The sequence below is a fragment of the Actinomycetota bacterium genome, assembly GCA_013152275.1.
Classification (GTDB): domain Bacteria; phylum Actinomycetota; class Acidimicrobiia; order Spongiisociales; family UBA4744; genus BMS3Bbin01.
In genome coordinates this window covers 37,788-60,659 of the sequence record JAADGS010000031.1, presented here as the reverse complement: position 1 = coordinate 60,659, position 22,872 = coordinate 37,788, and the positions used below count along the sequence as shown (strand labels likewise).

At 64.3% G+C, this 22,872-nt stretch carries 18 protein-coding genes; 7 read left to right on the top strand and 11 right to left on the bottom strand.

From position 1 onward, the window contains the following. Positions 1-114: 114 nt before the first annotated feature. The 4 genes from recA to rimO all read right to left on the bottom strand — a co-directional run bounded on the left by recA (position 115) and on the right by rimO (position 4,381). A complete protein-coding gene (gene recA / locus GXP34_05990; GenBank protein ID NOY55524.1) occupies positions 115-1,113 on the bottom strand; it encodes a recombinase RecA in 999 nt (332 codons plus the stop codon). 189 nt (positions 1,114-1,302) lie between these two features. Then, positions 1,303-1,848 (bottom strand): RNA 2',3'-cyclic phosphodiesterase, encoded by a 546-nt coding sequence (thpR, locus tag GXP34_05985; GenBank protein NOY55523.1) that lies wholly within the window; start codon positions 1,846-1,848, stop codon positions 1,303-1,305. Continuing rightward, on the bottom strand, positions 1,839-3,077 hold the full coding sequence (locus tag GXP34_05980; GenBank protein NOY55522.1) for a competence/damage-inducible protein A: 1,239 nt from the start codon (positions 3,075-3,077) through the stop codon (positions 1,839-1,841). The genes thpR and GXP34_05980 overlap by 10 nt, the downstream gene beginning before the upstream one ends. Next, positions 3,074-4,381, bottom strand: coding sequence for a 30S ribosomal protein S12 methylthiotransferase RimO (rimO, locus tag GXP34_05975; protein ID NOY55521.1), 1,308 nt, complete (start codon positions 4,379-4,381; stop codon positions 3,074-3,076). The genes GXP34_05980 and rimO overlap by 4 nt, the downstream gene beginning before the upstream one ends. A gap of 66 nt (positions 4,382-4,447) precedes the next feature. Here rimO and GXP34_05970 point away from each other — a divergent pair, with 66 nt between their 5' ends. Further along, on the top strand, positions 4,448-5,224 hold the full coding sequence (locus GXP34_05970) for an SDR family oxidoreductase (protein ID NOY55520.1): 777 nt from the start codon (positions 4,448-4,450) through the stop codon (positions 5,222-5,224). 356 nt (positions 5,225-5,580) lie between these two features. Here GXP34_05970 and GXP34_05965 read toward each other — a convergent pair whose 3' ends face one another. From GXP34_05965 to dapA, 4 genes are all read right to left on the bottom strand, one after another. Continuing rightward, entirely contained in the window at positions 5,581-7,374 is a 1,794-nt protein-coding gene (locus tag GXP34_05965) for a long-chain fatty acid--CoA ligase (protein NOY55519.1), read from the bottom strand. A gap of 136 nt (positions 7,375-7,510) precedes the next feature. Next, positions 7,511-9,619: a DNA translocase FtsK gene (locus GXP34_05960; GenBank protein NOY55518.1), complete on the bottom strand. Its 2,109-nt coding sequence runs from the start codon at positions 9,617-9,619 to the stop codon at positions 7,511-7,513. Positions 9,620-9,903: 284 nt separating this feature from the next. Continuing rightward, entirely contained in the window at positions 9,904-11,535 is a 1,632-nt protein-coding gene (locus GXP34_05955) for a ribonuclease J (protein ID NOY55517.1), read from the bottom strand. Then, positions 11,532-12,416: a 4-hydroxy-tetrahydrodipicolinate synthase gene (gene dapA / locus GXP34_05950; GenBank protein ID NOY55516.1), complete on the bottom strand. Its 885-nt coding sequence runs from the start codon at positions 12,414-12,416 to the stop codon at positions 11,532-11,534. Before dapA ends, GXP34_05955 begins: the two co-directional genes overlap by 4 nt. A gap of 319 nt (positions 12,417-12,735) precedes the next feature. Here dapA and trxA point away from each other — a divergent pair, with 319 nt between their 5' ends. After that, the gene (trxA, locus tag GXP34_05945) at positions 12,736-13,575 is read left to right on the top strand and encodes a thioredoxin (GenBank protein NOY55515.1); all 840 of its coding nucleotides are present in this window, start codon (positions 12,736-12,738) and stop codon (positions 13,573-13,575) included. Between the two features lie 12 nt (positions 13,576-13,587). On the opposite strand, the gene GXP34_05940 is transcribed toward trxA, so the two are convergent. Beyond that, positions 13,588-14,703 (bottom strand): hypothetical protein, encoded by a 1,116-nt coding sequence (locus GXP34_05940; protein NOY55514.1) that lies wholly within the window; start codon positions 14,701-14,703, stop codon positions 13,588-13,590. A gap of 376 nt (positions 14,704-15,079) precedes the next feature. On the opposite strand from GXP34_05940, the gene GXP34_05935 reads away from it, so the two are divergent. Then, a complete protein-coding gene (locus GXP34_05935) occupies positions 15,080-15,556 on the top strand; it encodes a peptidylprolyl isomerase (protein ID NOY55513.1) in 477 nt (158 codons plus the stop codon). 36 nt (positions 15,557-15,592) lie between these two features. Here GXP34_05935 and GXP34_05930 read toward each other — a convergent pair whose 3' ends face one another. Then, positions 15,593-16,342 (bottom strand): 4-hydroxy-tetrahydrodipicolinate reductase, encoded by a 750-nt coding sequence (locus GXP34_05930; protein ID NOY55512.1) that lies wholly within the window; start codon positions 16,340-16,342, stop codon positions 15,593-15,595. Continuing rightward, entirely contained in the window at positions 16,342-17,589 is a 1,248-nt protein-coding gene (locus GXP34_05925; GenBank protein NOY55511.1) for an insulinase family protein, read from the bottom strand. The genes GXP34_05930 and GXP34_05925 overlap by 1 nt, the downstream gene beginning before the upstream one ends. A gap of 77 nt (positions 17,590-17,666) precedes the next feature. Between GXP34_05925 and GXP34_05920 the strand changes: the two genes are divergently transcribed. The 4 genes from GXP34_05920 (at position 17,667) to GXP34_05905 (ending at position 22,751) form a co-directional block, all read left to right on the top strand. After that, positions 17,667-18,485 carry a rhomboid family intramembrane serine protease gene (locus tag GXP34_05920; GenBank protein ID NOY55510.1) on the top strand — a complete coding sequence of 273 codons (819 nt, stop codon included), beginning with the start codon at positions 17,667-17,669 and terminating at the stop codon, positions 18,483-18,485. Positions 18,486-18,502: 17 nt separating this feature from the next. Beyond that, positions 18,503-20,521: a VWA domain-containing protein gene (locus GXP34_05915; GenBank protein ID NOY55509.1), complete on the top strand. Its 2,019-nt coding sequence runs from the start codon at positions 18,503-18,505 to the stop codon at positions 20,519-20,521. Next, on the top strand, positions 20,514-21,521 hold the full coding sequence (locus GXP34_05910; protein ID NOY55508.1) for an AAA domain-containing protein: 1,008 nt from the start codon (positions 20,514-20,516) through the stop codon (positions 21,519-21,521). Before GXP34_05915 ends, GXP34_05910 begins: the two co-directional genes overlap by 8 nt. A gap of 159 nt (positions 21,522-21,680) precedes the next feature. Beyond that, positions 21,681-22,751: a TIGR00730 family Rossman fold protein gene (locus GXP34_05905; protein ID NOY55507.1), complete on the top strand. Its 1,071-nt coding sequence runs from the start codon at positions 21,681-21,683 to the stop codon at positions 22,749-22,751. The last annotated feature ends 121 nt before the right edge of the window (positions 22,752-22,872 follow it).

The window sequence follows — 22,872 nt, the reverse complement described above, 5'->3', positions numbered from 1 at the left end:
TTCGTGCGTTTCAATTGGTGTTCTTCATGTGTGTGCGTTATCTGCATCGTACCGCATCCAACCCGCTGCGCACAGGGGAAGATTGCGATCCGACAGGGAGATGGCACGAGGTTCCTACTCGTGCACTTCTTCCACTTCGTCGGCTTCCTCGCTTTCGAGAAGCCCGACCGCTTCGAGCACCTTCGCCTGCAGTTGGACCGCCACTTCCGGGTTCTCCTGGAGAAATCGCTTGGAATTCTCTCGTCCCTGCCCGAGCTGATCGTTGTCGTAGCTATACCAGGCACCGCTCTTGCGAACGATGCCCTCGGTCACCGCGACATCCAGGAGACTCCCAACCCGAGAGATGCCCTCTCCAAACATGATGTCGAACTCCGCAAGGCGGAACGGCGGGGCAACCTTGTTCTTGACGATCTTGGCCCGCACCCGGTTTCCGATCGATGTCTGACCGTCCTTGATCGTTTCGATCCTGCGAATATCGATACGAACCGACGAATAGAATTTCAACGCCCTCCCCCCGGGGGTGATCTCCGGCGAGCCGTACATCACTCCGATCTTCTCGCGAAGCTGGTTGATGAAGATGGCGGTCGTCTGGGATCGGTGAATGTTGCCGGTGAGCTTGCGCAGTGCCTGCGACATGAGGCGAGCCTGGAGGCCGACATGGGAATCGCCCATCTCGCCTTCGATCTCGGCTCTGGGAACGAGAGCTGCCACGGAGTCGATCACGACGACGTCCAGGGCGCCGGATCTGATGAGCATGTCCATGATCTCCAGGGCCTGCTCACCGGTGTCGGGCTGCGAGATCAGCAACTCGTCGATGTCCACACCGAGGGCCTTCGCGTAGAACGCATCCAGGGCATGCTCCGCGTCGACGAACGCCGCGATCCCCCCGTTACGTTGCGCCTCGGCGATGATGTGCAGCGCCAGGGTCGTCTTCCCACTGCTCTCGGGTCCGAAGATCTCGACGACCCGTCCTCTGGGGACGCCTCCGATACCCAACGCCAAGTCGAGAGAGAGGGCACCGGTCGAGATCGAGGCCATCTTCTCGTGAGCACCGTCACTCATTTTCATGATGGCGCCTTTGCCGAACTGCCGCTCGATCTGCGACATCGCCATCTCGAGGGCCTTGTCACGTTCCACTTGCCTGCTCCCTTCTGGGTGTGATGTCACCGTACGGGGTCGGTGTGACAAATCACATACATGTCATCTTATTGCAGATCCGGCGCAGAGCCTAGTCGAACGTGTGTTCGCCTCCAAGCATGTCGGCACAAGTGGCCGGCCGGCAACGTTCGCGGCGTCGAGGCGCTAGAGAGCGAACACCGCCATCTCCTCGTACCGAGGTCCACCCGGGCCGAGATGGCTTCGATACAGGACGACACGATCGACGCCCCACCCGATCCCGAGAGGACCGACTTCCTCCAGGAATCGGCGCACGTCCTGGGGCGGACGGATCCGCGACAAGGTCAGATGCGCCCGGAACGGCCGATCCTCCCCCGGCAGCCCGGCGATCTCCACGGCCTGCTCCACCCGTGCGGCAAGGTCCGCCAACCGATCCTTTCCTTGCGCAAAGTCGACCCACAGGACGGTCGCTCGCGAAGGCTTCGGGAACGCTCCGAGGCCGCCGAGGCGGACACGGAAGTGCTCACCCAGATCTGCTTCGTCGAGTGCAGCGAGCAGCCGGTCGTACCCTGGACCGTCCACATCTCCGAGGAATCGCAGCGTCAGATGCCAGTTTTGGGGGCGGACCGGTCGTCCGGGCAGCACCCGCGTGCCGTCGCGAATACGCGCAGCGAGAGCGTGCCGAGCATCCTCGGTGAGTACGACGGCAAGAAAGAGTCTCTCTACCACCACGATCCCGTGACCCCGAGACGGGCCAAGTGCAGCGCCGCCGTCGTCGCGTACGTGCGAATGCGTTCTCGATCCCCGGGAAGGTGCAGGGTCCGGGCCCTCGCCCCTTCCGGAGTCATCACCCCGACCACCATGGTTCCCACCGGCTTCTCTTGTGGCTCCGGTCCCGCGGAACCCGTGATCGAGATGACGACCTCGGCGCCCAGACGCAGCGACGCACCCTCGGCCATCGCCAGCGCCGTGCTCTCGCTCACGACACCACTGTGCTCGATCGCCTGCACCGGCACGCCGAGCAGCGCCGTCTTGAGATCCGTCGCATAGGGGACGACCGCGCCACGAAACACACTCGAAGCTCCCGGAACCGAGGTCACCCGAGCGGCAATCATTCCGCCCGTCGCCGACTCGGCAACTGCGAGGCTCCATCCCCGATCGGCCAGGAGACGCAGCAGAACGGTTTCGATGGTGTCCTGGTCGGTAGCGAAGACCCGCGTCCCGAGCCTCGAGCGGACCTCAGCCTCGAGCGGGGCGATCATTGCTTCGGCCTCCGCATCGGTCGCTGCCTTCGCAGTGATCCGGATCTTGATCTCGCCGGCGGACGCCAGGAACGCCAGAGACGGGTTGGCCGGCCCGTAGAGATCGTCGAGGATCTCTGCGACCGTCGACTCACTCGAGCCCCAGGTCCGAAGAAGCCGACTCTTCAACACCGACACACCTTCCGAATCACGCCGCAAGCGGGGCAGGACCTCGTCCTCCAACAGGGTCTCCATCTCCTCCGGCACTCCGGGGAGCGCGAAGATCCACGTGCCTTCATGATCGAGCGCGATACCCGGGGCGGTCCCCTTGGTGTTCTCGAGTTGCACGGACCCGTCGGGCCGTTCCGCCTGACGCAGGTTGGCCACCGGCATCGACCGTCCGAACGCCGCGAACCGTTCACGAAGACGATCGGCGACCTCTTGCTCGAACACCATCGGCCTGCCGGTCGCCTCACAGATCGCTTCCCTCGTCAGGTCATCCTGCGTCGGACCGAGACCACCGGTGAGGATCACCGCGTCCGCACGCGACATCGCTTCCCTGATCGTCGAGGCGATCCGCGTAATGTTGTCGCCCACGACCACCTGGTAGTGGGCGTCGTGTCCCTCTTCGGCGATACGCCGGCCGATCGACGCCGCATTCCCGTTGACGATCTGACCGAGAAGCAGCTCCGTGCCGACGGCGACGACTTCGACGATCACTCCTGCACCTCCCCTTCGAGGTCGGGTCCGTATGCGCCGGTGATCTTGGCACGCACCCATGCTCCCTGCACCCCGCGATCGAGGGTGATCATCCCGTCGATCTCGGGAGCCTCTTTGAAGGACCGCCCCACCGAGACGCCTTCCTCCACCTGGTCGATGAGTACGTCGACGACCCCGCCGACCCGATCGGCCTGGCGCCGAGCCGTGATTCGTTCCTGGATCTGCTGCAAATACCGGGTCCGCTCCGCGCTTTCGATCGGATCGACCCGGTCGGGCAGGAACGCCGCCGGTGTGCCTTCTTCCGCCGAGTAGGGGAAGAACCCGGCCCAGTCGAGACCCGCCGCCTCCAGAAAGTCGGTCATCGTCTGCACGTCGGTCTCCGTCTCACCGGGAAAACCCACGATGAAGCTCGAACGCAGCGCCGCGTGCGGGGCAGCGGCCCGGATACGCTCGATCAACGAGAGATGACGCTCCCCTCCCCCGGGCCGGGCCATCGCACGCAGGAGTCTCGGCTCGGCGTGCTGCAGGCTCAGATCGAAGTAGGTGGCCACCACCGGGTTGGACGCGATCTCGTCGATGAGAGATGTTCGTATCTCCGAGGGATACAGGTAGAGAAGCCGGAGCCGGTGCAGGTCCGCCGTTTCTGCGATGCGGTGGACCAGGCCTGCAATTCCCTCCGGGTCGCGCGTATCTCGCCCGTAGGCGGCGAGGTCCTGGGCGACCAGCACGAGTTCACTCACTCCCTCCTCCACCAGCCGGGCTGCCTCGGCGGCGATCTCGGCCGCCGGTCGAGACCGTTGTGTTCCCCGGAACGATGGAATCGCACAGAACGTGCAGACCTTGTCGCATCCCTCGGCAACCTTGAGATAGGCATACGGCATCGCCGGTGATGTCCTTCGCACTTCGTGCAGAATCGCCATCGGTGATCTCTGGAGCGCGACCGGCTGCCAGTCCGTCATCTTGGCCAGTGTCTCCACGAGTTCGGGGTATCGGTCGATCCCGACGACGGCGTCGACCTCGGGAATGGCATCACCGATCTCGCTCCCGTAGCGCTGGGCCATGCACCCCAACACCACCAGTTTCGCGTCCGGCCGCATGGACCGTTCCACATCGAGGATCGCGTCGACGGATTCCCGACGTGCCTCGTCGATGAACGCGCAGGTGTTGACCATGACGATATCGGCATCTTCCGGTGAGGACGACGCCCGAAAACCGGCAGCCTCGAGCAGCCCGGAGACCTTGTCGGAATCGACCTGGTTCTTGGCGCATCCGAGCGTCGTCAGCCAAACGGTGGGAGAGGACATGGCCACAGGGTACTCCCGGCACGGGATCGGACCGGATCCCTAGACTCGGTTGCGAAGGAGCCTGCCATGCCCAAGATCGCGCTCGTCACCGGAGCATCACAAGGGATCGGACTCGAGCTTGCGGAGCGGCTGGCGGCCGACGGATACAGCCTCGTGCTCGTCGGGCGCGATCCGCACACCCTCGAACTGGCCGCTGCCCAGCTCGAACTCGATCAGCCGGGCCGAGCCATCGTCTTCTCGGCAGATCTCTCACTGCCGGGGGCGACCGAACGGCTCGTCGAACAGCTCGGCGAGCGGGACCTCGACATCGAGGTGCTCGTCAACAACGCCGCCTACGGCGCGAGCGGTTCCTTTACGGAACTCGATCTGGATACCCAACTGGGGATGATCCGACTCAACATCGCGTCCCTGACGGAGCTGACCTATCGGCTTGCCCGCCCGATGCTCCAACGCGGCCACGGCAAGATCCTCAACGTCGCGTCCACGGCGGCGTTCGAACCGGGACCTGGAATGGCGGTCTACTACGCCACGAAGGCCTACGTGCTGTCTTTCTCCGAGGCGATCGCGGAGGAACTCCATGGTTCGGGCGTAACCGTCACGACCCTCTGCCCGGGCCCCACGGAGACCGGCTTTCAGCGACGCGCCGGGGTCGAGGCATCCCGCCTCATCCAGATCGGCATGATGAGCGCCCACGATGTCGCCACCGCTGGGTACGAAGGGATGCTGGCCGGCAAGAGGATCGTCATCCCGGGACCGTTGAACAAGGCGACCGTCCAGGCGAATCGCCTCCTTCCGAGGCGCCTGATGACGCGTATCGTGGGCAGAGTGCTCAGAAACCGCTGATCCGGGTTCACGGTCGCCGGCCGGCTTCCCGTCTCCGGTACTCGACTTCGGGCAGGAGCCGTCAGTTGCGAGCCTCCGGTGACCGGCTTGTCGCCTGCTCCGCCGACGGAGAGGAGCCCGGTCGCAATGCACGGCACGATGAGCGTTCCGATTCCTGCCCCATGGCACCGATGTTCGAGATCGTGCCTATCGCCCCGCCACTTCGTCGGGACCGATCCGCCGGCCCCCCAGGAGTCCTACCGACCCAGAGCGTCGGCCGTCTCGAGAAAAGGGCCCTTCGCTCGAACCGATGGGGGCCTCGTCGACGAGGCCCCCATCGCAACGGGGTATCGAAACGGACGGCAAACGCCCTGCGCCTATTTGTAGAGGGCCTCCAGGTCGCCTCCGTACCGCTTCATGACCTCACGGCGCTTCACCTTCAGCGTCTGAGAGAGAATGCCGTTCTCCTGGGTGAAATCCTCCTCGATGAGGAAGAAGTCCCGGACCCGCTCGTAGGACTTGATGCCTTCGGAATGTGCTTCGATCTCGAGGCCGAAGAGGTCCCGGACCCGCTCGTCGCCGAGGAGTCGCTTCCGGTCGGACGTATCGATGCCTTCTCCTTGTGCCCATTTCTCCAACACGTCGAAATCGGGGACGATCAATGCGACATTGTGCGGACGGTTCACCCCGTAGATCATGATGTTTGCGATGAACGGCGAGAGGCGCACGTGCTCTTCGATGGGTGCCGGCACGACGTACTTGCCGTTCTCGAGTTTGTACTGCTCTTTCACCCTGCCCGTGATGTACAGGTAGCCGTCCTCGTCGAGATGGCCGATGTCTCCGGTACGCAGCCCGCCGTCTTCGGTGAAGACCGCCTCGTTCTCCTCCGGCAGATTGTGGTATCCCTTCATGACGCAGTGCCCGTAGATGATGATCTCTCCGTCGTCCGGATCCGCCGTCGCCACATGATCGAGCGCTATTCGCACCCCCGGCACTGCAGGTCCCACCGACCCGATCTTACGTTTCTCGGGTGGGTTCACCGTCGCCAGTGGCGATGTCTCGCTGAGGCCGTAGCCCTGCAACACCACGATGCCGAGCGCGTCGACGAACCTGTTCACCTCCGGCGACAGCGCCGCGGATCCACTTGCCGCATAGGCCAGCCTGCCTCCGAACCGTTCACGAATCTTCGAGAAGACGAGCCGATCGAACAGCGCATGCTTCGCCTCGACCCAAGGGCTGGTTCGCCCGGCCTCGGCCATCTCCATTCTCCGATACTCGTTGGCCAGTGCAGCATCGAACAGTTTCTTCTTGAGCCCTCCTTCTTCTGCCATGAGTGCATTCACACCGTCATAGACACGGTTGAAGATGCGCGGAACGGCGATCAAGAGCGTGGGCTTCACCTCCATCAGGTTCTCGGCGATCTTCGCCGCCGACTCGGCAATCCCGATCGACCCGCCCACGGCCAAGATTCCATGCAGCTCGAGGGTCTGACCGAAGCTGTGCGCCCAGGGGAGGAACGAGAGGGTTCGATCATCTCCGGTCACAGGCACGACGGCAAGTTCGGCGCTCACATTGTCCGCCAGGTTGGCGTGTGTGAGCAGCACCCCTTTCGGGTTTCCCGTCGTACCGGACGTGTAGATGATGTCCGCGAGATCGTCTCTGTCGACCTGTGCGACAGGTGCAGGCCGGGCGGATCCACGTTCGAGGAGCTCCGCGTAGGTGAGACCTTCATGGCCGGGGCCGGCATCGATGACAACGATGTGTTCCAGTGTCGGGAACTCGTCCCCAAACGCTTCGACCCGGTCGGCGATCTCTTCGTTCGCCACGAACAACACCTTCGCCGAACAGTCACCGATGATGTACTTCCAGTCCTTGTCGAGCTGGGTTTCGTACATGGGCACGACGGTGGCGCCGAGCATGTACGTCGCCCCGGCGATCACCGCCCACTCGACACGATTGTTGCTGATGATGGCGACGCGATCCCCACGACCGACACCGAGGCTCGCCATCCCGCCTCGCATCTGATCGATCAACTCACCGAACTCGTGATAGGTGATCCAGTGCCAGTCGTCGCCGATCTTGGTTCCGAACACCGGACGATCGCCGAAGTTTCGAACAGCTTGCGAATAGATGTCGACCAGCGTCCCAAATCGCTGCGTTAGCTCGGGCATGACTCCTCCTGGATCGGCTCTCGTGCCCTCAGCTTACGGCGATGCAACCGACCGTGCCGACGTGGCAACCAGACCCTGGCCTCAGGGTTTGAGACGATCGCGGTGGTAGATCCGGCACTGCCCGGGGAAGGCGATGTCAGCCTTGCTTGCCCGCACCGGCCAGGAGTTCCTCGAGCTCTTCGACCGTCATCAGGACCGCTCTGGCCTTCGAGCCCTCGGAAGGACCGACGACGCCCTTGCGTTCGAGAATGTCCATGAGTCTGCCCGCCCTCGCAAACCCGACGCGCAGTTTCCGCTGCAACATCGAGGTGGACCCAAGTTGGGAGCGCACGACCAGATCCATCGCCTGGCGAAGCAGCGCCGCGTCCTCCCCTTCGTCCGCCTCGGCCTCCTCCTGCCGTTGCCTCGCGACCGCTTCGATCACCTGGTCCTGGTACCGCGCCTTCTGCTGCTGTTTGACCCAACTGACCACGGCATGGATCTCGTCTTCGCTCACCCAGGCGCCCTGGATTCGCTCGGGCCGTGGTTGGGTCGCCGTTGCCACCAGCATGTCGCCCATGCCAACCAGTTTCTCTGCGCCACCCGTATCGAGAATCACCCTGCTGTCGGCCATCGACGCAACCGAAAAGGCGAGGCGACTCGGGATGTTCGCCTTGATCACGCCGGTGATCACGTCGACGGATGGACGCTGCGTGGCAATCACCAGGTGGATGCCGACAGCCCGCGCCATCTGAGCGATTCTCACGATTGCCGCCTCCACCTGACGGCCGGCCACCATCATGAGATCGTTCAACTCGTCCACGATCACGACGATGTAGGGGAACCGGTCGAATGCATCCCTGTCCAAGGCATCCGCATCCCACTTCTCCCGATAACCGACGATGTCGCGGACCTGCGCGTCCGCGACGAGATCGTACCGACGGTCCATCTCCGCGACGACCCACTGGAGCGCATCCGCGGCCTTTTTCGGGTTCGTGATCACCTTCGTCAGCAGATGCGGTACACCGTTGTACTGGCTCAGCTCGACCCGCTTCGGGTCGACCATGATGAGCCGTACATCTTCGGGGTTCGTGCGCATCAGCAGTGACGTCACCATCGAGTTGATACAGGACGACTTGCCTGCTCCCGTGGCGCCGGCGATGAGCACATGCGGCAGCTCCTCGAGATGAAGCAGCGTGGGATTGCCGGAGATGTCGAGCCCGAGGCCGACGGTGAGCGGATCGGCGTCCTCTTCGGCTTCTCTGCTCCGCAGGACGTCACCAAGGGTGATGAGGCGGCGCCGGCGGTTCGGTACCTCGACGCCGATCGCGCTCTTGCCGGGGATCGGCGCAAGGAGCCGCACGTCGGGTGTCGCCAACGCGTATGCGATGTCGTGCGCCAGGCTCGTCACCTTCGCCACCTTGACGCCAGGAGCCAGCTCGATCTCGTAGCGAGTCACGGTCGGCCCGGGAACGATCTTGGTCAGATGAGCGTCGACCCCGTGCTGGATGAGGGCGTTTTCGAGCTCGCGGGCCGTCTCCTCCAACGCGCGCCGGCTGTGGGCTTCCCCGGCCCCGACGTTCAGCAGTTCCAACGGAGGCTTGCGATAGCCCTCCCCGGGAGTCGGTGGAGGCAACGGGATGGAAGTCTGGCCCGGGCCCGGCTTTGGCTTCGCCCGCAACGCTTTCGGGGGACGAGACGCCTTCTTGGGAGGCTGCTGTGTAACGGCCCGATGCTTGGGCTGGGGCTTCACCTGCCGAACGACCGCGACACGTTTCGGTTTGGCACCGACCTGTCGGGACCAGGCGCGCAGCGCGCCGAACATCTCCGCGGCGGCAAGCCACATCTGACGAACGCTGCTGCGGGTGAGAATCAGCAGGCCCGCTCCCGTGACCGCGACCAGCACGACGAACGCGCCCCAGAAACCGATCAACCTGCGCAGCGGAAAGGCCACGAGTGATCCGACGGCGCCGCCGCGTTCCTTCACGAGATCGATCGACGCGGACAGCGAGACCGTACCGGTCATGAGGTGAAACAAAGCAAGCGTCCCGACGAAGGCGAGAGTGACCCCTGTGGCGATGCGCCCCGAAGGCGACTTGCGACCGTCCGCAATCAAGAGGAATCCGAGGCCGGCGAGAGCGACCGGCACGGCGTATGACCAGAGGCCGAACAGCAGCTCGAGCGCTGCAACCGTCCATCTCCCCGCAGGACCGGCCTGTCCGAAGAACGCGAGTGTGAGCAGGATGGCCAGTACGGTCAGCACCATCCCCCAGACGTCGTCGGTCTGGCGTCCGAGGTGGTGACGAACACGACCACGAAGAGCTGCGAAACGCTTCGCTACCGAGATTCGTTTCGGCGCCTTCGAGCGGCCGCGCGTCGCGCGAGGTGCCGGCTTCTTTTTCCGAGACACCCGCTTCCGCCCGTTCGCTCCCCGGCGGGTGGGTGTCCGGGTTGCCATATTGCCGCAGACTCTACACCGGGCACGGGACAGGGCCAATCATTTGCGCGCGCAAGCCCGCGCGTACCGCGCGATGAGGCCCGGTGATCGAATCAGGTTTCGAGGACGACCGACACCACCACGGGCTTGCGCGCGGTCTTTTCACGGACGATCCGACGAACGATGCTTCGTATGGCCTTCTTGACGACCGCCGCCTCACAGGAGCCGTTTCGGGAAGCGAGTTCGGCCATGATGGCATCCCTGACCTCGGCGAGTAACGCTGCCGGGGCGTCCATCAGACCATGACTGTGCAACTCGGGCCCATAGGTGACTTCCGCGGTTCCGTGCCGCACTCCCACGATCGCGATCACGACTCCGTCGTCGCCGAGATGCCGGCGGTCCCGGATGACGGACGCTCCCACATCGCCAAGCTCCGAACCGTCGAAGTAGACGAAGTCCCCGGAGACCGCCCCCCACTCGACTCGCGTCTCGTCACCGTCGAGAACGATCGCGTCTCCGTCTTCGAGGGTGAACACCTCGGGCACGCGCATCTGCCTCGCGAGGTCCGAGTGCGCACGAAGATGCCGGTATTCGCCATGGACGGGAACGAACGACCTTGGCCGAACGACGTTGAGGAAGGTCTTCAGCTCATCTTGTGCACCGTGCCCCGAGACGTGGACCTGCGAGTTTCGACCGTGGTATACGGTTGCGCCGGAGCGCCAGAGCCTGCTGATGACCCGTGACACGGCCGCCTCGTTGCCGGGGATCGGTGTTGCACTCACCAGCACCGTGTCGGTCGGGTCCAGTTCGATGAACTTGTGCCGGCCCGACGCTATGAGTGAGAGGGCTGCAAACGGCTCACCCTGGCTGCCGGTCGAGATCACCATCTGCTTGTGAGGAGGCAGGTCGATCAGATCGACGATGTCCATGATTCGGTCCTCGGGAATCTGCAGGATCCCGAGATCTCTCGCGACGCCGCTCACTCGTTGCATCGAACGTCCGAGGAATGCGACGTTGCGTCCGCTCGCCAGTGCGGCGTCCGCGATCTGCTGAACTCGATGGACATGGGAGGCAAAGCAGGCGGAGATCACCCGCCCGGGAGCATGCTGGACGATCTCGCGAATCGGTGTCGCCAATGACGTCTCCGAGGGGACAAATCCCGGCTCCTCCGCGTTGGTGCTGTCTGCCAGCAACAGCCGCACACCGTCATTCCCCAGCGCGGCAAAGCCCGGCAGGTCGGTCGGCCGCCCATCGATGGGCGTCGGGTCGAGCTTGAAGTCTCCCGAGTGCACGACGAGGCCCTCCGGGGTGTCGAAGGCGATTCCCGCTCCCTGCGGCACGCTGTGCGAGACCGGAATGAGCATGAATCGGAACGGACCTTCTTCGACCCATTCGTTGTCGACGACGGGCCGCAGGTCGGCGTCGACGAAGGACTCTTCGACCCGCTTGGATGCGAGGGCCATTGAGAACTCGGTCCCATATACCGGCACGTTTACCTCGCCGAGAAACTGTCCGAGGGCCCCGATGTGATCTTCATGACCGTGTGTGACCACGACACAGACGACATCTCTCTTGCGTTCGACGAGCCAACCCCAATCGGGGAATACGAGATCGACACCGAGCATATGCTCTTCGGGGAACATGAGCCCGCAATCGATGAGGGCGATCTTTCCATCGTGCTCGATCGCCGCACAGTTGCGACCGATCTCGCCCAGACCACCGAGGAAGGTAACTCGAACACTCACAACTGCTGCACCACCCCGAGCGCTCCTTCGATGGCGGCGACCGTCTCGGCGGAGGCCGCGTGGAGTGGCAGTCTCGGTGCTCCCACCGTTCCCCACAGTTTGTCCATCGCCGTCTTCACCGGAGCAGGGTTCGGTTCGAGGAAGCACGCATAGAACAGCGGAAGCATTCCGTAGTTCAGCCGCATCGCCTCGTCGATATCGCCACTCGTGAATGCCGACACCATCCGCCGGATCTGCTTGCCGGCGAGATGCGAAGCGACGGAGACCACTCCGATCGCCCCGACCGTCATCATGGCCAGCGTGTAGCTGTCCTGGCCGGAGTAGATGGAGAAGTCCTTGGGTAGGGCGGCCCTGGCCTGCGCCGTATGGTCGATGTCCATGACGGCGTCCTTCACCGCGACGATCCGAGGGTGCGCCGCTGCCTCCACCAGGGTCGGGACTTCGATCAGCCGACCTGTCCTCGACGGAACGTTGTACAGCAATACGGGTAGTTGCGATGCGTCGGCGATCGCCGTGAAGTGCGAGACGAGCCCCGCCTGGGAAGGTTTCGAGTAATACGGTGTCACCGCCATCACGCCGTCACAGCCGACATCGGCGGCGCGCATCGTGAGATCCACGGACGCAGCGGTGTTGTTCGTGCCGGCTCCCGCCACGACGACGGCCTTGCCGCCGACGGCATCGACCACCGTACGGTACAAGGCAACCTTCTCGTCCGTCGTCAAGGTCGGTGATTCGCCGGTCGTTCCCGTGACGACGAGCCCGTCCGAGCCGTTCTCGACCAGGTGTGTCGCCAGGTTCCACGCCTGCTGATAATCCACATTTCCGTCGGCGTCGAATGGAGTGATCATGGCGGTGAGTACCTCACCGAATGGCGCTGTCAATGTGCCTCCTCCGGTCACTGTCTGCAGACTAGTGCCTCGGCCGGTAACGTTCGGGGTGTCGATGCCGAGGCAGGGGCGTCGCCCGCAAGGCCGCACAACGAAGGCGCACCGGCAGGTGCGTCGAGGCGGAGAACGCAGCGAGCGGCGTTCCTGGCCGGCAGAACACCGCAAAGGTTGCCGGTCGAGGCACTAGTGCCTTGGCCGGCGTCGCTCTGGCGTCGAGGCACCAGGTCGGAAGCGGCCGCCACCTGAACCTTGCACGATCGAACGGTCCGGCATCGAGATCGTTCGTACGACACGCCACTACGCTTCTCGGGTCATGGAAACAGCATTTGTCAAGAACGTCGATACTGCAGACTTTTCGAGCGAAGTCCTCGAGCGAAGCCGAGAGGTCCCCGTGGTCGTGGATTTTTGGGCTCCATGGTGTGGCCCATGCCGCGTACTCGGACCCACGCTCGAGCGCCTCGCCGACGAATACCAGGGCGGGTTCGAGCTGGCGAAACTGGACGTGGACACCAACCAGAGCCTGGCCGGCCGGTTTCAGGTGCAGGGGATCCCGACCGTCATCGCCTTCCGGGATGGCGAGGCGGTCGACCGTTTCACAGGCGCGCTCCCCGAGTCACAGATTCGCGCGTGGCTTCGCAACATCATTCCTTCCGAGACCGACAAGACATGTGCCACCGCTCTGTCGGCCGCCTCGTCCGGCGACATCGCCACCGCCGAACGTCTCTTTCGTCAAGTCCTGGCCGTCGAACCGACACATGAGGAGGCGGCGGTCGGACTGGCCGATCTGCTGGTGACCCAGGGCCACGCACAAGAAGCACTCGCGCTCCTGGACCCCCTGCCTCCGACATCGAAGGTCCAGCGTCTGCAAGCCATGGCTCGGATCGAAAGCGTGGATACGTCCTCGATCGACGATCTCGAGGCGAAACTCGCCGACGACCCGGACAACGGCGTCCTCCTCGTGCACCTTGGCCGCGCGCTGAGCGCAGCAGGACGCACGCAAGAGGCGCTGGATGCTCTCCTGCGCGCCGTCGTCCTCGGAGGGGAACCTCGCGAGGATGGGCGCAGGGCCATGCTGGATATCTTCGAGGTCCTCGGACCGGATGATCCGCTGACAGGCGAGTACCGCCGGAAGTTGGCCAGCGCGCTGTTCTGAGGCTGCACCGGCTCAGGGGTACACGGTCGCCGGCCCTGCGGAATCGATGACGCCGCGAGCGTCACCGACGATGGGTACGAGGTGACGTATGAGCGCACCGTCGAGTCCGATCGCGTCGAGCGACCCCTCCCACGCGTCACATCCGCGCCACGTCTGGATGGTCGCGATGCCGCCGACGACGTCCACCAATCGATACCCGTCGATACCTTCCATCCAGGGTGTTTCCAGTCCGATTCCCGTCCCGTCCGGCTGCAGGATCTGGACGTTGGAGGCTCCGCAGTCGCCAGTCCATTGGAGCAGGGTCTGCCCGCCGGCGGGCCACGCATCCACATAGCCGAAGTCCACGACCTCGGGGCTCGGTGGCAGTGACGTCAGCGCCACCCCGGGAGTGCCGTCGCTCGGAATCAGCCAAAGCTGAAAGTAATACCCGTAGGTACCCTCGGCGCTGCTACACCGCGCGAGCACCGTGTCGGCGTCCCACCACCGTACCGGCTCACATATCCGGTCGTCCGGCACCATCAGTGTGCGGAGCGGCTCCCCGTTCGTTCTCACAGAGGCGAGCTCGCCCCCGTGGCCGATGACAACCTTCAGACCGGCGTATCCATACAGCCAACTGAACGTGCCGGCCCATCCCGTGTACGGACGTTCGGAGACACGGGCGAGCACGGTGCCGTCGAGAGCTCGACGTTCAAGCCACTCGGTCGTTCCGTCACTCCCCCACACGATCATGTTCTTGCCGGTGGGCCTCGTGAGCCCGACCGGCGGCCACGGCCCGTCCAGAAGTCCGGTCCCCGGAACACGGATCGTCGTCTTTGACCCGTCACGAAGGTCGGCGACCTGGTAGAGCGGACCGTCACCCGTGCTTCCGATCACCAGCAGATGCGTTCCCGCCAGGTCCGCGATCGTATCGGGACCTGTGCCCGGCGCCCACACGACAGCCTGGTACAGCGTCGCGTCGGGGGACACCATGTAGGCAAGGACAGAGCGTTCCTCGACATCCTCGGGGCCGATCGGGTTTGCCCGCGATGCGTTGTAGAGAACGACGTGCCAGCCGTCTCCGACCTCGTCCCAAGGGATCTCGGTGCCGGCACGGGCCTGAGGAACGTTCGGGCCGGTCACGAGGGGCATCGTCGGGACGGTCGAAGTGGTCGTGACGACGGTCGAAGTGGTCGTGACAACGGTCGAAGTGGTCGTGACGACGGTCGAAGTGGTCGCAGCGGTAGTCGGAGCCTCCGTCGAAGTCGTGACGGTCGCGTTCGTCGTGCTGCTCATCGGCGCCGCAACGGCCGTCGACGCGACCGGGGTCGATGAGGTCGTGGATGCCCCCGGCATCCCGGCGCAGGCGGCCGAAAGGAACAAGAGGGCTATCAACGGCCTTCGTAACACCACCACCTCCAGTCGATCTGAGGTTACTCCCGGGAACGCCGATTGTGCCGTCCGCACGGTACCCTGGCGCCTTCCCAACGAGGTGCCTATGTCCAAGCAATACTCCAGCCCGCCGGAGATCACGATCGACCTGTCGAAGACGCACACGGCGACGGTGCACACGAACCATGGCGATATCGAGATCGAGCTCTTCGCCGAGGAAGCCCCACAAGCCGTCAACAACTTCATGTTCCTCGCAGAGGAATGCTTCTTCGACAGCACGATCTTCCACCGTGTCGTGCCCGGCTTCGTCATCCAGGGAGGCGACCCGACCGGCACCGGCCGCGGAGGTCCCGGCTATCGCTTCCGGGACGAACTCGATCACCCGAGAAGCTACACACGGGGCACCGTGGCGATGGCAAACTCCGGCCCCAACACGAACGGATCCCAGTTCTTCGTCTGCCTCAAAGACGTGGGGCTCCCCCACGCCTACACGATCTTTGGCAAGGTGACCGGAGGCATGGACGTCGTCGACGCCATCGCGGCCACACCGCTGCGCGGCGAACGACCCCTCGAGGACGCCATCATCCATTCTTGTGACGTCTCGTCCGGTTAATTGCCGTCAAACGTCACGAGAACGGTTCAGGATGGTTCAGAGGAGTGCGTCGAGGCCAACCGTGACCCCTGGCAACTCACCGATCCTGCGGATCGCGAGCAGCACGCCCGGCAGGAACGAAGACCTGTCGGTCGTGTCGTGACGGATTCGCAACACCTCGCCCGCGGTGCCGAACAGCACCTCTTGGTGGGCGAGCAGCCCAGGGAGCCGAACCGCATGCACGCGGACACCCGCGATCGAGGCGCCTCTGGCACCGGGTACGAGTTCACTCGACTCTACGGCGCGTCGCTGCTCGGGGTTCGCTCCGGCAATTCGTGACGCCGTGGCGACAGCAGTCCCCGATGGGGCATCTGCCTTGTGATCATGGTGCAGCTCGACGATCTCGGCCGCGTCGAAGTGCGGCGCAGCCATCTCCGCGAATCGCATCATCAGCACGGCCCCGATCGAGAAGTTGGGCACGATCAGACAGTTGGGAGGACCGCCGCCCCAGGACGTTCTCACCACTTCGATCCGATCCTCGGTCAAGCCTGACGTACCGACGACCGCGTGGACACCCATCCGCCGCCAGGTTGCCAGATTGTCCATCACCACGGCAGGATTCGTGAACTCGACGACGACGTCGCACCCGTCGATCGCGTCCGAATCGGTCGAGATCGCCATCCCCCCGACCTCCCCGCCCGCCGGATCGAACAGGCCACCAACGACCAATTCCGGATCCGCATCGATCGCAGCGGCGACCGCGCGACCCATCCGACCTGCCGCACCAGAAACACCAACCTTCAGCATCACAGAAACCTCTCCACATCTGCCGCATCCAACGGTCCGACGACTCCCAGGGCCCGCGGCCCCGTCAACACCGTTTCGGCCACCTCGTGCACATCATCGGCCGTGATCGCGTTCAGCCGGCCAATCCGCTGATCCACCGAGAGATGCTCCATCCCGCCGATCTCCTCCTGACCGAGACGTACCATACGGCTGTTCGGGTCTTCGAGGGCGAGCGCCATGGAGCCGCGCATCCCGCCCTTCGCTCGCGCCAGCTCCTCGTCGGTGACACCGTCGCGTGCGACGCTCGCGAGTTCCCTGTTGAGCAGGTCGAGCACCGTGCCGACATTGCGCGGCGTGGTTCCCGCGTACACGCCGTAGGCCCCGGCATCTGCGTACGCCGCGCGGAAGCTGTACACCGAGTAGGCCAGTCCACGGTCCTCACGAATCGTGTGGAAGAGCCGCGACGATGCCGTGCCACCCAGCACCGAGTCCAACACCCCGAACGCGTACCTGCGCTCGTCACCTCTGACGAGCCCCCGGCCTCCCAGCACGACGTGTACCTGTTCCGTCTCGCGTCGGACCACCCGAACCCCCGGGTCGGTAGGCGCTTCTTCCAACGAATGCGCGACGGAACCGCCGTCCCACGTTCCGAAGAACCTCCCTGCGAGATCGACGACATGCCGGTGATCGACGTTTCCGGCGACCGCCAGCACGGTGGATCCCGCCCGGTATCGACGGCGCCAGTATCGTTCGAGCAGCTCGGGGGTGAGCGCCCTGACAGAGTCTTTCGACCCCAGCACAGGGTGTTCCAGGGGATGCCCGGAGAACACGGCGCGGAAGAACTGCTCGTGGACGAGGTCTCCCGGATCGTCGTCGCTCATGCTGATCTCCTCGATCACGACGTCCCGCTCCGAATCCACGTCGCCGGGACGGAACGCGGGCCGCTGCAACATCTGTGCCAAGAGCCCGAGGCCCTCGGCGAGGTCCTCGTCGAGGAGTCGGACCCAGAAACAGGTCGAGTCTTTGGAGGTGAACGCGTTCGCTTCGGCTCCTATCGCGTCGAACCGTCGCGAGATCTCCAGCGAGCCGAGTTCATCGGTTCCTTTGAAGAGCAGGTGTTCGAGGAAATGCGAAGCTCCCCGCTCTCCCGCAAGCTCGTCCCTGGCCCCCGTATCGACCCAGATTCCCACTGCGACAGACCGAATCTCCGTCATCGCCTCCGTGATGACCGTCAGCCCGTTGGGCAGCACCGTGCGATCGAAAGACATGGCGCGATGATAGGAGACTCGCAGATCACCCGGACCTTGGGTGGAGAAGACCTTGAAAGCCTCTACAGTGACCCCTTGTGACAGACGAAGCCACGATCCCGGTCTGCTATCGCCATCCGAACCGACGCACACGCCTTCGGTGCGCCTCTTGCGGCAGACCCATCTGTCCCGAGTGCTCCGTGGACACCCCGGGAGGACAAAAGTGCCCCGAATGCGCACGGTCCACCACGAAAGTGATCCACGGGCGCGCCGCGGTGACGACGCTGCCACCGGTCACCGCAGCACTCCTCGCGATCAACATCGGCATGTTCGTCCTGAGCTACTACCTCATACCCTCTCTGTTCGTCCTGCTCGAACAGAGCAACCGGTTGATCCATGCCGGCGAATGGTGGCGCCTCGTCACCGGTGCGTTCCTGCACGGTGGAATCATGCACATCTTCTTCAACATGTACGCACTCTGGCTCTTCGGTCCGCAGATCGAGCGACGGGTCGGTTCGGTTTCGTTCGCCGCCCTCTACGGCGCCTCACTGCTCTGGGGGTCGGCGTTCTTCCTGATCATGGTCCCCGCAGGAGTCGCGATCGGTGCGTCCGGCGCAATCTTCGGACTGTTCGGTGCATGGATCGCCGCTTCATACCGTGTGCGACACACGCCCGCGGGCAAGCGACTCTTCCGGCAGCTCATCGTGCTGCTTGGCATCAACATGCTCCTCCCATTCATCCTCCCCGGTGTGGCATGGCAGGCGCACGTGGGAGGGCTCATCGCCGGTCTGGTCATCGTGTGGGGCTGGCAGAAGATTGGAATGCGACGTGAAACGGCCAGTACACGGTCTGCGGTGGCGATTGCGGCTGCAGCCGTGGCCGTCTTGCTCTCCGTAGTGGCGATTCTGCTCGGCTGATGAGACAATGATCGGCTGTGGCACAGCGCCGAACCACCCTCAACACCATCCTTCCGGCGGACGAGTACGCCATCGAGTCCGTCGTTGCACGCTATCAGTCGGTCGCGCCCGCCGTCACTCGACTCGCCCGATCGCTGACCGGAAACGACGAGTTGCATGTACTGCTCGGCCCTAACCCATCCGCGAGCGCCGACGAGATCGTCCTCAACCCGGCCACCTTCCAGGCCGCGTACGCGCGCAACGCTCCGGTGACCGCTCGGGAGGTGGCGCTCGCCTCGGCGCTCCACGAGGTCGTACACCTCATCGCAACGGACCTGACCGAGCAACGCCGAGTCCCCGACTCGTGGGGTCTCGACTATGGAGACGAGCCGGTCGACCTCCTCACGGTGCTCGCCGGGCGTCCCGAGACGGAGGCACTGTTCTTCGTTCTCGAGGATGCCCGACAGGAGAAGACGAACCTCGGCCGGTATCCGGGTGCCCTGTCGGTGCTGGCGGACCTGTATCACGCCGCACACCGACCTGCGCTCGAAACGTCCGGGCCCCTCGCGCAGTTCGCCCTCTTGTGCTTTCTCAAAGCCGGCGGATACGTCGTGAACGCGCGCGGCCTGCATCCGAACGCAACCGCCGCCGTCGCCGAGGCGGAACATCTCCTCGACGAGGTCGGCGATGCTCGGGACCCCTGGGAAGTCGCCGATCTCACCACCAAACTCGTGGAGATCGCCCGGCGGCATCGGCTGCTGTCGACCGCGGGAGCAAACCACACCAGGTCGGACGCGGACACCATCCGCGAAGGGGTCGACGAAGTCCGGCTCCACTCCCCCGTCGTCCAGGACGCGGACGGCTATCAAAGCACAAGGGACGCCGCCGAGGCACGGTCGGGAGCCTCCGGCCGCAAGGCTCCCTCCCAGCTGGCCGGCGAGGCATCGACCGACCAGTTGTTGCGCGTCAGCCAGGCCCCGACGATCTATCTGCCCACCGGCCAGAAGGGCAAGCTGGTCGTGTCCTCATTCCCCGCCCGCTTTCGCTCGTTCGCAACGCAAGGGCGTGCCGCCATGGCGGATGCCGCTCGCCGCTGGTCGGTGGCACAACACCACGTTTCCGGAGAGTTGCACCCCCTCTTCGTCGCCAATCAGCGGCGCGGCCTCAGAGCCGGGTACGACGCCGGCGACCTTTCACCGTATGCCGCTCTGTTCCTCGGCGCCGGCTTGTATCGGCGCATGTACGAGCGACGGGACCTGCCGACCCGCAGGGCGTATTCGGTGAGTCTGCTCATCGACGGATCGGCATCGATGCTGCAGCGGTCCGGACACTGGCCGATGGCCGCAGCCACCCTCGGCGCGTGGACCCTCGCGCACCTCGCAGACGAGCTACAGGTCGAGTTCGAAGTCGCTCTCTTCAACCGTTCCTTCGCGGCCAGGGCGGACGATACCGAGCGATCGTTCACACAGCGTCGCCGCCGAACGATGGGAGGGCTGCGACAGTCCAGAGGCACCGACGCCCAGCGGCTCACGAACACGATCAACCACTATCTGATCAAGACCTTCGACGACTCATGGCGCGGCGCAGAGGACCTTCTTGCAGGGTTGTTCTGGGCGGCCATGGAACCGGCGAAGGCGGCGGCGTCCGCCCGACGCGACGAGGCCGGGGCCCCGCCCGTCTCCCTGTTCGACAAGGCGGCGAACGTCGACGAATACAACCTCGTGCACGCCGCCGAGCGGATGGCTCGACGGCGCAGCAACGTCCGAGTGCTCGTCGTGCTGTCCGATGGATTGACACGGGGTTCCGCCTCCGCCCTCGCCGCGACTGCTCGAGACATCGAGCGGACCGGCACGACCGTTCTCGGCATCGGAATCGGTGACGCTACGGTGCAAGACACCTACGGCCGTTTCGAGATAGCGGAACAACCCGAAGAACTGACCCGCGCCATGGTCGACGGCGTACGCGGAGCGTTGCGCCGGAGCCTCGCCCTCTGGGGTGTCGACACCTGGTGGGGTCGAGCAGCAAGAGCAGAACCCAAGGAGCCGACTCGTGGCTGACACCGTTACGTTCACCGACCCGACAGGAGAGGGCAGACCGATTCGTCTCGAAGTCTTCGAAGTTCCTGAAGGCTTCTTCGACCGTGCCCAACGCGTCGGAAAGATTCCGGAACCCGACCCGTACTACGTGGATCTGGGCATGTTGTACCGTTTTGCCGCCATCGAACGGGTGCGTCGCTCCACAGGGCCCGCATTCGTCCCCCTCCACGTTGCCGTCCGCGGCCACATGGGCACCGGCAAGGATCACGACATCGAACAGTTCGCAGCGCTGCTTCGCCTCCCCTACTACCGGATTCCCCTCACCGGCGAAGTGAGAGACGTCACGCTGATCGGATCGACCCAGTTGCACGGTGACGGCAAGGGTGGCACGGAGAGTCGCTGGGAGGATGGGGACATCACCAGGGCGCTGCGGGGACCTGCACTCGTCAACCTGTCGGAACTCAACGCGGCCGGTGCGGAGACGCTCTTCGCCCTCCATGGTCTGCTCGACCGCTACCAGAGTCTCGACCTGCCGAACGGAGACACCGTGCGCCTCCGCGACGATGTCCGCCTGTTTGGGACGATGAACCCGACCGACCTGAGGGACTACGCAGGAACCCAGACCCTCAACAAGGCTTTTGCAGACCGATGGGTCATCTGGGAGAAGGAATTTCCCAGCGGGGAACAGCTCCAAGAGATGCTGCGGAGGCGATACCCGACGTTGAAGACGGTGTTCGTCGATGCAATCGCCCGGCTGGCCGTGGAGGTCAACGAGTCCTTTCAGGCAAGGGATGCCGGCACCAGGGTCGAGACACCGATGAGCCTACGGACCGTCCTCGACCGGGTGCCGACCGGATTGGCCGTGTTCGCGGAGGCCGACGATCCCTTGCGCCGGGCATGGCAGGACTTCGTGCTTCCCCATGTCGATCCGTACGACCGGGATCATTATGAGACCGTCTGGAGTGCCGTTGTGCGCAAGGGACCGCCCGAACCACCATTCGAGAACGACCGACCCGGTTGACGGCCCGTCAGGAGAAGGCTGAACTGGGTATCGCCCGCAACGCGAGGGCGGCACCTTGCCGTGCTCCCTCGATGCAGCACACGGCCGCGCCTCGCCGCACTCGGCCCGTCGCGCTCCCCCATGAAAGCCCTACACGGCTTCCTGCGGTACCCTCTGCCGATGCGGCCCTACTCCACCGGACAGGACAAGCTTGCCAGGATGATCGATGAGCTTCTCGAAGCTGCCGGCGACGGTGCACACGAGGACCTGGTGAGGGAACTGATCGTGTCGGCGATCAAGCTGTATCACGACCGTGCAGACCGGGGCGATGTCAAGCTCATCAACGCGGCCGTCAAGGAGATGCGGTACTCGACACTCGTGTTCTCCCGATATCGCGACATCCCGAAGGTGACCGTCTTCGGATCGGCAAGGACCGGTAAGGGCGAACCGAACTATCAGCTCGCCTACGACTTCGCCCGCACGATGGTGCATGAACGTGGCTGGATGGTCGTGACCGGTGCCGGACCGGGGATCATGCAGGCGGGCAACGAGGGTGCGGGGGCGGATCACTCGTTCGGTGTCAACATCCGGCTCCCGTTCGAAGACTCCGCGAATCCTTATCTGGACACGGAACGCATCATCAACTTCAAGTACTTCTTTACCCGCAAGGTCGGATTCATCAAGGAGTCACACGCCTTCGCCCTGTTCCCCGGAGGATTCGGAACCATGGACGAGACGTTCGAACTGCTGACGCTGGTCCAGACCGGCAAGAGCGACCTGCACCCGATCGTGCTCCTCGAAGCCGAGGGAACCGGCTACTGGGAGACGTTCAACCAGTTCGTTCGAGAGGATCTCCTGGGCAAGGGTCTGATCTCACCCGACGACCTCAGCATCTACAAGACGACGAGCAGCGTGGAGAACGCGGTTGACGAGATCTGCCATTTCTACGCCAACTACCAGTCGCAGCGTTACGTCGACGGCCTGCTCATCATCCGCCTCCACCAGGCACCGAGCGCCGAGGACCTCGCGCGGCTCAACGAGGAATTCTCCGACATCGTCGCCAAAGGCGCCATCGAAGTCATCGAAGCCACACCGGCAGAGGTCAAGGACGGCGATTCCATCGATGCGAGCCGCGTGGCCCTGCATTTCACCAGACGCTCCTACGGGCGCCTCCGCCAGTTTGTCGACGCCTTGAACGAACTCGTCGAACCGCGCCCGGTCGTGCATCCGCCACCGACCTTCAACATCTGATCACGGAACTGCCGGATCGATCGTCCCTCGAGCGGGTTCTTCCCACGTGTCCGCGCGGGATTCCGGAGACGGGACACGAACAAACGATGTGAGGCCAGGGCGTCTCGGGCCCCTCTGATTG